This window comes from Methylobacterium crusticola, from assembly GCF_003574465.1.
Lineage (GTDB): Bacteria > Pseudomonadota > Alphaproteobacteria > Rhizobiales > Beijerinckiaceae > Methylobacterium > Methylobacterium crusticola.
This window is the reverse complement of the sequence record NZ_QOWC01000247.1, coordinates 1-10794: the sequence shown is the minus strand read 5'-3', so window position 1 is coordinate 10794 and position 10794 is coordinate 1. Positions and strand designations below refer to the sequence as shown.

Annotated in this window: 11 protein-coding genes and 2 pseudogenes; 10 read left to right on the top strand and 3 right to left on the bottom strand. The window is 68.1% G+C overall.

Annotated features, from left to right (window positions below; translation table 11 throughout):
• Nucleotides 1-154 precede the first annotated feature (154 nt).
• Together DT057_RS31975 and DT057_RS31970 are read right to left on the bottom strand one after the other, a co-directional pair.
• A pseudogene (locus tag DT057_RS31975) lies at nucleotides 155-1027 on the bottom strand (inorganic phosphate transporter); the annotation flags it as partial.
• Nucleotides 1028-1061: 34 nt separating this feature from the next.
• Nucleotides 1062-1352, bottom strand: coding sequence for a hypothetical protein (locus DT057_RS31970; RefSeq protein ID WP_128566072.1), 291 nt, complete (start codon nucleotides 1350-1352; stop codon nucleotides 1062-1064).
• Between the two features lie 274 nt (nucleotides 1353-1626).
• Here DT057_RS31970 and DT057_RS31965 point away from each other — a divergent pair, with 274 nt between their 5' ends.
• Nucleotides 1627-1845 carry a hypothetical protein gene (locus DT057_RS31965; protein WP_128566071.1) on the top strand — a complete coding sequence of 73 codons (219 nt, stop codon included), beginning with the start codon at nucleotides 1627-1629 and terminating at the stop codon, nucleotides 1843-1845.
• 429 nt (nucleotides 1846-2274) lie between these two features.
• Here DT057_RS31965 and DT057_RS31960 read toward each other — a convergent pair whose 3' ends face one another.
• Nucleotides 2275-2475 (bottom strand): hypothetical protein, encoded by a 201-nt coding sequence (locus tag DT057_RS31960; protein ID WP_128566070.1) that lies wholly within the window; start codon nucleotides 2473-2475, stop codon nucleotides 2275-2277.
• Between the two features lie 345 nt (nucleotides 2476-2820).
• Between DT057_RS31960 and DT057_RS31955 the strand changes: the two genes are divergently transcribed.
• The 9 genes and pseudogenes from DT057_RS31955 to DT057_RS36270 form a co-directional block, all read left to right on the top strand.
• Complete coding sequence (locus tag DT057_RS31955; RefSeq protein WP_238314096.1) at nucleotides 2821-3726, top strand: SphA family protein; 906 nt, start codon at nucleotides 2821-2823, stop codon at nucleotides 3724-3726.
• A 48-nt stretch (nucleotides 3727-3774) separates the two neighbouring features.
• On the top strand, nucleotides 3775-4014 hold the full coding sequence (locus tag DT057_RS31950; protein WP_128566068.1) for a DUF3302 domain-containing protein: 240 nt from the start codon (nucleotides 3775-3777) through the stop codon (nucleotides 4012-4014).
• A complete protein-coding gene (locus tag DT057_RS31945) occupies nucleotides 4011-4946 on the top strand; it encodes an HlyD family secretion protein (protein ID WP_128566067.1) in 936 nt (311 codons plus the stop codon). Before DT057_RS31950 ends, DT057_RS31945 begins: the two co-directional genes overlap by 4 nt.
• A gap of 29 nt (nucleotides 4947-4975) precedes the next feature.
• Nucleotides 4976-6379 (top strand): annotated as a pseudogene (locus tag DT057_RS37615) (DUF1254 domain-containing protein); the annotation flags it as partial.
• A gap of 33 nt (nucleotides 6380-6412) precedes the next feature.
• Nucleotides 6413-7930 carry a DUF1254 domain-containing protein gene (locus DT057_RS37610; RefSeq protein ID WP_128566073.1) on the top strand — a complete coding sequence of 506 codons (1518 nt, stop codon included), beginning with the start codon at nucleotides 6413-6415 and terminating at the stop codon, nucleotides 7928-7930.
• A gap of 524 nt (nucleotides 7931-8454) precedes the next feature.
• A complete protein-coding gene (locus tag DT057_RS31930) occupies nucleotides 8455-8703 on the top strand; it encodes a DUF6894 family protein (RefSeq protein ID WP_128566066.1) in 249 nt (82 codons plus the stop codon).
• Between the two features lie 425 nt (nucleotides 8704-9128).
• Nucleotides 9129-9869, top strand: coding sequence for a Crp/Fnr family transcriptional regulator (locus DT057_RS31925; protein ID WP_128566065.1), 741 nt, complete (start codon nucleotides 9129-9131; stop codon nucleotides 9867-9869).
• Nucleotides 9866-10108, top strand: coding sequence for a hypothetical protein (locus DT057_RS31920; RefSeq protein ID WP_128566064.1), 243 nt, complete (start codon nucleotides 9866-9868; stop codon nucleotides 10106-10108). The genes DT057_RS31925 and DT057_RS31920 overlap by 4 nt, the downstream gene beginning before the upstream one ends.
• A gap of 466 nt (nucleotides 10109-10574) precedes the next feature.
• Nucleotides 10575-10794 (top strand): hypothetical protein (locus DT057_RS36270; protein ID WP_203236434.1); only part of this gene is annotated, 220 nt, incomplete at its 3' end.

Genomic DNA, 10794 nt, shown 5'->3' with positions numbered 1-10794 from the left:
GGCTGACCCGCCGAGCGAGTTCGTGATCGGATCGATCCCGCGCGCCTTGCCGTTCAGGCCTCTCCGCCATCACTGCCGCGAGCGATCGGCCCGCGCCGCGGGTCGGGGGCGAGACGAGCCTGCCCGGGAGGGGCCTCGCACCTCGCGCGGCGCCTCAGAACAGGTGCCGGAACAGGAAGTACAAGCTGCCCGAGATCAGGATCGCGGCCGGCAGCGTCAGCACCCAGGCCGCCGCCATGTTGCGCACGGTTGCCCACTGCAGCCCCGAGCTGTTGGCCGCCATGGTGCCGGCCACCCCGCTCGACAGGATGTGGGTGGTCGAGACCGGAAGGCCGTAGACCTCGGCCAGCCCGATCGTGCTCGCCGCCACCAGTTCGGCCGAGGCGCCCTGGGCGCAGGTGAGGTGCTGCTTGCCGATCTTCTCGCCCGCCGTGACCACGATGCGCTTCCAGCCCACCATCGTCCCCAGCCCGAGCGCCACCGCGACCGACACCTTGACCCCGTCCGGGATGAAGCGGGTGCCGTCGTTCCCCCGGCCGCACGCCCCTGGAAGATGCCGGGGGCCTGCTGCGAGGTCTGCACGAAGCCGGGCGTGGCCGAGGCCTCCATGGTGCGGTTGAGGGCGTAGGCCGTGGGACCAGCACCGATCAGGATCAGCCCCATGCCCTTCTGGCCGTCGTTGCCGCCGTGGGCGAAGGAGACGCCGGTGCAGGTCAGGATCAGCAGGGCCCGGATCCAGAGCGGCGGCGGGTGGTGACCGTCGGGGGGCTTCGTAGAGGTCCTTGCGGCGCACCAGCACCTTCATCAGCAGGAGCAGGGCGGCCGAGAGCACGAAGCCCAGCACCGGGGAGAGCAGCAGGGCGCGAAACACGCCCGCGGCCTGGCTCCCCTCGACGCCAGGGGTCGCCTGGCCGGCGGGAGCCATGATCTGGTTGGCGAGGCCCACCCCGATCACCGAGCCGATCAAGGCGTGCGAGGAGGAGTTCGGCAGCCCGAACGCCCAGGTGCCGAAGTTCCAGATGATGGCCGCGATGAGAAGCTGAGGAAGCGGATCGCGCGACTTACTTGAAGGAGAAGTTGCGGAATTCCTCGACATTCAGACAATGAGCGGAGTACAACTTGGGATCCGCGCCATTCGTCATCACGTCGCGCTGGCAGTCCTCGCGGAAGAACGCGTGTTGCGGACAGACGTCGTTCAGGCTCGAGATCCGCGTGGCCTCGCCGGTGTTGTTGAAGGGGCGGCAGGACACGATGTTCGATGCGGCGGGGATCTCGGCCGACTGAGCATAAGATGTCGCGCTCGCCAGAAACATGGAGAGCACGCCGCTGGCAGCGATGATAGCGATACGCATGAAAATGTGTTCCAGGATTGTGTGAACTGCGAGCACACAACAAAGTTTAATCCCAGAGAGTTTCATGAAATTTTCATGACGGAACTCCTCGGGGGTGTGATGTCAGACAATGTGACTGTCCGTGATTGTGCTTAGCCGGCTTCGATAACTTGACCTGCGCCGAGATCAGACGATGTATGGGCAGGAGAGCGGTCTCGCCGCCACCCGGCCCGGTCACAGCCGGCGTCCGGCGGGGCTTGAGATCGGCACGGCCCGATGGGGAACGGAGCTCGCGATGGCAGATCACCCACCTGGTTCCCAGACCAGCGATCGATCCGTCCAGCAGCTCGCCACCATGAACGCGCAGCTCGCGCTCTGGGCGGCGTGCTCGGCCGAGGAGAGCCCGCCGTTGATCGAGCAGTTCGAGGCCATGGGCTACGAGGTGCGCGGCAAATCCCGCGAGGCGATCGCCGAGGTGCTGCGCCACCCGCCCACGCGCCCGCCCCGCTCTTGAACGGCGACCGGGACCCGGGTGCGGGAGCAGCGATGGCTGCGCGAGCCGGTGACGCCGAGCGACCCGGCGGGCCCGGCCGGCGCGCGCCGGCGTGGTCCCGGGCGCGGATGAGCATGGAGGCGGCTGCCTTGACGGCCGGCCGGGAGATCGAGGTGACGCGCGACCGCCGCGCCGTCACGCCGTCACGCCGCGATACCGGACCGGGACGCCGCGGCGGCGGAGGCCGCCTCGGGTCCGGCCGGACCGCTCGCGCGCAGGAGCACGCGGGCGATGAGCATGAGCACGCGGGCGACGAGTACGGGTGATCCCACCACCGTGGGTGTCGCACCGGGCCAGGTCTGGGCGTGGCGCAAGGCCAGCATCCTGGGCGAGTTCTAGAGCATGGTCCGGCGAAGTGGACACCGGTTCGCCGCAGAACATGCGGCAGACTCAAAAACCTGGAGCAGCGGCCGATCGCAGCGTGATCGGATGCTGCTCTAGCCCGAGATGTCTCGCCAGCATGGCGTCGCCGTCGTCACGGATCTGCGGATCGGCAGCTACAATCTCGCTCTGCGTGACGGCGACGGCTTCCTGGGTGACCGGGTGCGCAGCGAGGCCTTCCAGCTCATCCTGGATGAGGTGCGTCAGCAACGGCGTCGCGTCGGTGAGGACCCGCTGGGCGAGGTCGCCAGCAGTGACCGGCCGGCGATGTCGGGCTCGCTCCGTCCTGGGTGCCGGACCGTTTCCCGTGTCTCACGTGATATTCTCCTGCGAACCCGGAGCGCGGGGTTTACAAATCTGTGCCTGGAGGATTTTATGTCCACAGGTTGCATAAGACCGTGAGGCCTGCATTTTAAGTAGATCAGGGGGGAGACCGGCATGGGACCCGGCGTTCGCCGTCTCGTCGGCTGTCTACTTATCGGCGGAATAACGGCTGCTCTTCCAGCGGCACAGGCAGCCGAAGGTGGCCTCAGCTTCTGGATCCCGGGGCAGCCGGTGCCCAATGGAGGCATCCTGCCGCCGCCCGGCACTTACTTCGACAGCACCACCTACTTCTATAACGCCAGGATCGGTGGCGGACGCAGCACCCAGCTCGGCGGCAACGTCATCGCCGACGCCAAGGTGAACCTCGTCGCCGACTTCGTGACCGGGTTGTGGGTCGTGCCGACCCCGATCCTGGGCGGCAACGTGGCCTTCGGCCTCGTCCTCCCTTTCGGCGAACCGGCCGTGCAGGCGGGCGTGCTCCTCAACGGGCCACTCATCAACCAGGCACTCGGCCGCCCGGTGGGCGCGAGCGTGCGCGACGCGACCTTCAACGCCGGTGATCCCATCCTGTCGAGTTCGATCGGCTGGCATGCCGGCAACTGGCACTGGAAGCTTGCCTCGGCGCTCAGCATCCCGGCGGGTGCCTACGAGCCCGGGCAGCTCTCGAACGTCGCCCTCAACCGGTACGTCGGCGACTTCTCGGCCGGCCTGAGCTATCTCGACCCGACCCTCGGCATGGACCTCTCGGTCGTGGCTGGCCTCACGCTGAATGGCCGGAACCCGGCGACCCGGTACGAGACCGGGGACGAGTTCCACCTCGACGTCTCGGCCACGAAGTACCTGACCCGGGAATTGTCGGTCGGCGTCATCGCGTCCCATTACCAGCAGATCACGGGCGACAGCGGGACGGGGGCACGGCTCGGGCCCTTCAAGGGGCGGGTCACGGCGGTGGGCGGGACGATCGGCCTGACGGTCCCGGTCGGGGAGATCCCGGTCTCCGCCCGCGTGAAGGTGCTGCGCGAAGTCGAGGTCGAGAACCGCTTCCAGGGCACCATCGGCTTCCTGCAGGTCTCGTTCCCGCTGGGCGTCCCGCCGACGCCATCCTCCGAACCGCGGTCTCTCGCCGCGAGACCGTAGAGGACCCGGAGCAGGCCAGGCCTCCACACGACCCGGAAGGCGGTAGCGATGTCGTTCATTGATGTCTTCGCTTGGCTCGTCCTGCTGGTCGTGGTCGCGACCCTCGTCGCGGCCTTCGTGGCGCTCGGGGTGATGCCGGGCCGCATCGCGCGCCGGCGCGGCCACCCCTGGGCCCAGGCGGTCGCCGTCGGCAGCTGGGCCACGCTGATCTGCGGCTTCGTGTTCTGGCCGCTCATCCTGACCTGGGCCTACGTCGATGCCCCGCCCCAGCGGGAGACGCCTCGGTGATCGTCTTCCTGCTCAACAGCTACGTCGCCCTCCTGGTCCTGTTCGTCTGGCTCCGGTTCATCCCCTTCACCCTGTTCTGGAAGCTCTCGCCTGCCCTCGTCCTCGTCGTGCTGCTCGTCGGGCTGTTCATCCCGATGGGCTGGGGGGCCCCGTCCGGCCCGGCGGCGGTCATCCGCAACTCGGTCCAGATCATCCCGTCCGTCGCCGGCGAGGTCGTGGAGGTGCCCGTCCTGGCGAACACGCCGGTCGGGGAAGGCGAGGTCCTGTTCCGCATCGACCCGACCACCTACCAGGCTCAGGTCGAGGCCATCGAGGCCCAGCTCACGTTCGCGGAACTGCGCCTTGCCCAGATGTCCGAGCTGCAGGGACGGGGAACCGGCCGCGCCTTCGACGTCGAGCAGCGCCAGGCCGAGGTCGACCAGCTGAAGGCTCAGCGCGACGCCGCCAAGTGGAGCCTCACCAAGACGACCGTGCTGGCCCCGGCCGCCGGCTACGTGACGAACGTGACGCTGCGGAAGGGCGCGCGTGTCACGGCGCAATCCCCCGTGATGGCCTTCATCGACACCTCCGAGACGATCCTGGGCGCGGAGATCCCGCAGATCAACGCCCGCTACATCGAGCCCGGGCAGCCGGTCGAGGTCACGTTCAAAGCCTTCCCGGGCACCGTCTTCGCCGGCCGCGTCGAGGCGGTGCTGCAGGCCATCGCGACCGGACAGGCACAGCCGGGCGGCCTCGCGGTGGCTCCTCCCGAAATCCAGGCCGCGCCCTTCGTGGTTCGGTTCAAGCTCGACGACCAGGGCACGGCCCGGCGCCTGCCCGCCGGGAGCACGGGCACGGCCGCCGTCTATACCGAGCACGTCCAGGCTGCGCACGTGATCCGGAAGGTCGTGCTGCGGCAGACCGCGATCCTGAACTACGTCAACCCGTTCTGAGCGCGTCAGCGCCCGACAGGGAGCTTGCCATGAAGAGGACCGTTCTCGCAGCACTTGCCGCGGCCTGTCTCGCCTTCGCGGCCTGCGCGCAGGACGCATCCCCGCGAGAGCTGGCTCGCCGCGTGGTCGAGCGCCGCGCGGCCGAGGCGGTCGTCTGGGGGATGCCGGTCGTCAACTACGACCTCATGCTTCAGGAGATGCTGACCAAGACGGCCGGCAAGGTGAACCAGGTGATCTACTGGGGCCGCCCGCTCGACTGGCACAATCAGACCCTGACCCCCAACCCGGACACGCTCTACCTCATGGCGTTCCTCAACACGAAGGACGTCGGTCCCATCGTGATCGAGGTGCCGCCGGCGGACGACGGCGGATCCCTGAACGCCAACGTCGTCAACATCTGGCAGCAACCGCTCGAGGATGCGGGCCTCCTCGGGGTCGACGCCGGCAAGGGCGTCAAGCTCCTGATGGTGCCGCCCGACTTCTCCGGCCAGGTCCCGCCGGGCTATGTCGCCCTGCGACCGGGCACGCACGGCAGCTACGGCCTGTTCCGCTCGAACCTCGCCAGCCACGCCGATGCCGACGTCGCCAGGTCGGTGGCCTACGGCAAGCGGATCCGGATCTACCCGCTCTCCCAGGCCGCCGATCCGCCCCCGACCCGGTTCACCGATGTCGGGGACACCGTGTTCGACGCGACGATCCGGTACGACGAGCGCTTCTTCGAGGGGCTCGACCGGATCGTGCAGGCCGAGCCGTGGCTCGCCCGCGACCGGGCCATGATCGATCAGCTGCGGGCGATCGGCATCGAGAAGGGCCGGCCCTTCGCCCCCGACGCCGAGGCGAAGCAGGCGCTCACGACCGGCGTGCGCGAGGCACAGGCGTGGCTCGAGGCGAGATACGCTGCGGGCCTGCCACCATTCTTCGAGGGCACGCACTGGACCTTGCCGGCGCCTCCCGAACTCATCCGGGCCGCGCAGGCGGACTTCGCCGAGCCCGACCGCTATCCGGTCGACGCGCGCGGCCTCGCCTACAGCTACGCCTATATCGGCATCAAGCGCCTGGGCGCGGGCCAGTTCTACCTGATCAACATCCGGGACAAGGACGGGAACAGCTACGAGGGTGGCAATACCTACCGCCTGACCGTGCCGCCGAACGCGCCTGTCGAGCAGTACTGGTCGGTGACCGCCTACGACCGCCAGACCCATGCGCTCATCAGGAACATGGGTCGCGCGAGCCGCGCATCGAACAATGCCGAGGTCCAGAAGAACCCCGACGGCTCCGTCGACCTCTACCTCGGGCCCCAGGCGCCGGCCGGCAAGGAGGCCAACTGGATCCCGACCGATCCGTCCCGCCGGTTCGAGCTGATGTTCCGCCTCTATGCGCCGACGAAGGCCCTGTTCGACAAGGCGTGGACGCTGCCGGATGTGGAGAGGGTGGCGACCGGGACGGCCGCCAGGGCGCAACCGGACATGGCCTCGCCCGCCGGGTCCCAACCGCAAGTTCCCTATCCGGCGCGGGCCTTGTCGCCGGCCCATGCCGATCTCGCCCGCTCGGCCGGCGTCCCCGCCCTGCTCGCCAACGAGAACTACGTCGAGGCGCTCGCCCGCGTCGTCTACTACTGGGGCTATCCCGCCGTCGATGGCTTCGGCCGCACCAACATGTGGGAGATCATGCGGGACAAGCCCGGCACCATGCTCGGGCTCCTGCCCGGCGCGCCGATGAACACGACGGGATGCCTCGCGGACTACATGTCGCCGGCGCAGCGCTGGGTCGTCACGCCGAACAACGACACCATCTACGGGGCCGGCTTCGCCAATCTCGCCGTCGAGCCGGCGGTCATCCAGACGCCAGCCGAGGTGCCTCAGGGTCATTACTGGACCATCCAGATCGTCGACATCTTCACGAACGTCGTCCACCAGCTCGGTTCGGCCTCGGCGACGCCGGGCGGCAAGTTCCTGCTGGTCGGGCCGACCTGGACGGGCGAGAAGCCGAGCGGCTTCCTCGGCGTCCTGCGCATGCCGACGAACACCGCCGGTGTCTTCCCGCGGAGCTTTGCGGCGCGCACGCCGGAGGCGAAGGCCAGGGCCATCGCCGTGCTCGACCAGATCGGGATGTATCCCCTCAGCAAGGACCAGCCCGGTCCGCGCAAGATCGACTGCCGGGCGGCGGCCCGCAACGCCGTCTACCCTCCGGGCGTGACGGCGCGGATGATCGCGGCCGACCCGGACGCCAGCCGGCCCCAGTGGGTCAACCCGAAGACCTTCTGGGACGATCTGGCGAAGATGCTGGCCGCGAACCCGGCCGTCGGCCCGAGCGACGCCGCCATGGCGGACCAGGCCCGGACCCTGATCGCCCTGCGCCAGACCGATCCGGGCTACAGGGCCCTGCTCGACCGGGCTGCGCTGGCCGCCGACGCGGCCCTGCATGCGAGCAGCACCTACGTCCAGGTGGGCGTCGATACCGGCAACGGCTGGCAGCGCCAGATGGGGGCGGGACACTGGGGTACCGACTGGTTCAGCCGCGCCCAAGCCACCGTCATCTACATCTACGTCAACGACTACCGGGAGGCGACGTACTTCATCAGGGGAACCGACGCCAAGGGTTCCCTGCTCGACGGCCGTCACGTCTACACGATGACCTTCCCGAAGGAGGCGCTGCCGCCGATGGATCGCACGCGCGGCGGGTTCTGGTCGCTGACGATGTACGACAAGGATTACTTCATGCTGCCGGACCCGCCGAACGGCCGCACCAACATCGGCACCGTCAATCTCGATGCCAACGAGCTGAGGTTCGCCCCCGACGGCGCGCTCACCCTCACCCTCTCGCGCGCGCAGCCGGCCGATGCCGAGGCGCGCGCCAACTGGCTGCCCGCGCCCGAGGGGCAGTTCGCCCTCATCGTTCGTGCGTACGTACCGACGCAACAGGTCCTCGATGGCGCGTACAAGCTGCCAGACGTCATCAGGGAGGCCAGGGACGCCGCTCCGTAAAGCCCCACCCGCGAAGGCCACCAGGGGTACGGGAAGGCGACCTCGAAGCCGGCTCCAGGCGCCAGGCTTGCGTGACGAGGGCGGTTCAAGGAGAGGGCGGGAGATCCCGTGCGCTTCAAGGGCTGCAATGTGCGAAGGCGAACCGACCTCGAGCCGTGCCGGGCGCTCTCCGGGGAGCCGGCGGCCGATGATGGCGGAGGCTTCCGCCTCGCTCGGCTCACCGGGTCCCGTGTTGGCTGCCACCCGGCGACACCAGCGTTCGTCGGGCCGGTGTCGAGGCGACCGGACCGGGCGCCGGTGCCGCCTCGGCGCCGGCCAGGGGACGTCGGACGGGAGCACGCAGCCGACCTCAGGTCCGGTCTCGTCGCTGAGGGATGGCCCGCCTGCCAGTGTGGTCTAGTCCCTCTGCATCAGCCAGAGGCACGTCGTGGATTTAGGCGAAGGCAACATAACATGTGTTATGGCGCGTTCATCAGACGGCTCACTAGTACATTTTAGAGCTGCTGAATCCTTGGGCTTGAGCGATGCCGCGTTTCTACTTCGACATTTGCGAGGGGCCGGAATTCATCGCGGATGATGAGGGGTCGGAGTACGCCGACCTCGACGCTGCCGAGCGTGAAGCCGTGCTGGCGGCCGCCGAGCTCAGTAAGGATCGCTTCCCGACGGGGAGGGTCCGCGAAATCGCGATCGGCGTTCGGGACCGGGCCGGTCAGCGGCTCCTGACGGCCACGGTCTCGATGCAGATCGAGCGGGTTCACCTGCTGTCCGAGTGACCGGGCTGGGCTGCCCGGGCCCGCAGCGCCAGGACGGCAGCGCCAATGTGTCGTCAGCCGCTCCGGCACCCGACCGCCCGGCTGGCCTCCAGGCCCGCCTGCGCCGCATCGATCATGGCAGACGAGCCGCCAGCCCGCGAGGCCCTGCGGGAGGTGGTTGGACCAGTCCGGACCTGAGAGCGTCACGGTCGTGTGCTTGCGATCGTCCGATAGCTTGCGGGAGAGTTCGAACTCGGTTCCATAGGGCGACTTACGACATTGCGTCGGGCAGCCGTTCCCGAGAAAGAAAGTCCGAAAAGATTGATCTGGGTTAGTTGTTGAAGCCAACACAGGCCCTAGTTTGAGCAATTATCAGCGTTCCCGAAACAGGTGCTGATGACCGGGAGAGCCGTGCGCTTCCACCTGCAATGCACGGTGAGGCAGCCATGGTTTCAGCTCCCAACCACTCCATCGACGTGCTTATCCGCAAGCTGGAGAGCATCGCCCCGCTGTTCGATGAGGAGCGGCGCGCGATCGAGGGCCTGTCGGTCACGGTCAGGCCCATGAAGGCGGGCCAGGACCTCGTGCGCGACCAGGACCGCCCCTCGCAGTGCTGCCTGATCCTGGAGGGCTGGGCCTGCCGCTACAAGCTCCTCAAGACGGGCAAGCGCCAGATCTTCTCGTTCCATATTCCGGGCGACATCCCCGACCTGCAGAGCCTGCACCTGAGCGTGATGGATCACAGCGTCAGCACCCTGACGCCGGCGACCGTCGCACTCATCCCGCATCACGGCCTGCACGAGCTGACGGCGCGCTTTCCCCGGATCGCGGCCGCCTTCTGGCGCGACACGCTCGTGGACGCGGCCATCTTCCGCGAGTGGATGGTCGGCATGGGGCGGCGCAGCGCCACTCAGGCGATCGCCCACCAGTTCTGCGAGATGTACCTGAAACTCCAGGCTGTCGGGCTGGCTGAGGACCACATCTACAAGCTGCCGGTCACGCAGTCGGACATTGCTGACGCGCTTGGGATGACGAACGTGCACGTCAACCGCGTGCTGAAGGATTTGCGCGAAAAGGGGCTGATCACCCTCATGCGCAATACCTTGCAGATCCATGATTGGGAGGAGTTCACCAGGCTGTGTGAATTCGATCCGACGTATCTCCACCTGGAGCAGCAGGCGGCATGAGTCTTCACTTCCAGCCGGTGCAGGTTGCCACGGGCAGCGCCGACACGGAGAGCCAGTTGGTCTTCGCCGACGGCTTCCTGGTCGCCGTGCTGGTGCGCCTCTCGGATGATCACGGTGAGGATGCCGGGCTGTGGTTCCTGGAGGCGGGGTTCGGCCGGGTTGATGATCCCCTCCAGCCTACGTTCAGTGATCTGGGCGAGGCGCAGGACTGGATCGAACGTCGCCTGGCCGGAGGCTGAGCACCTCCCGGCAGCGTCGGCCCGCGCCGCCACGACGGCTGTTCCTGGCCCGCTCCGGCTGAAGGCCGCTCTGCCGGCATCACGACGCGCGATGCCGGCACGGGCTGAAGCCAGTGCTTCGCGGCGGCTGACGGGGCGCTGTACGAGGCCGGGCGCCGCGGGCGAGACCGCCCGGCGACGCGGCTGGGCGCGGCACTGGCCTGTCGCGGAGCCGAGGTCGCCTGACCGGCCATGAGCCCGCAGCAATCCTGCCGTTGCGGCGGCTGCTCGCACGATATGGCGCGACAGAGGAAGGCCCGCGCCGCGTCCCCTCGGGCTTCCTCGTGCAAGTGCCCGGAGAACTTATCCGGACAGTTTGTTCTGTTAATCATGAATGATCTGTTTACACGATGACGCCGTGAATCTGGTTGCCGTGCTCTCACAAGCGCATAGGTTAATCGAAGCTTAACCTGCATCAGAGTTGCGTATGTCCGACACGTCAGCGCTCGCCTGCATCCGTGAATCGAGATCTGGTTCCACGAGGACGATCGGGGAAGGCGGGCTCGCTCAGCCGCGCGTCGCTCGCCGGGAGCAAGAGCATCGCACGTCCCCGACCCGTCAGAAGGGGGCCGGCCATGCGGAGCAGGTGCTCAAGTCCTTCAACACGTGGGCGTTCAAGCGCGAGCAGCCCGGCAATGCCGAGCGCC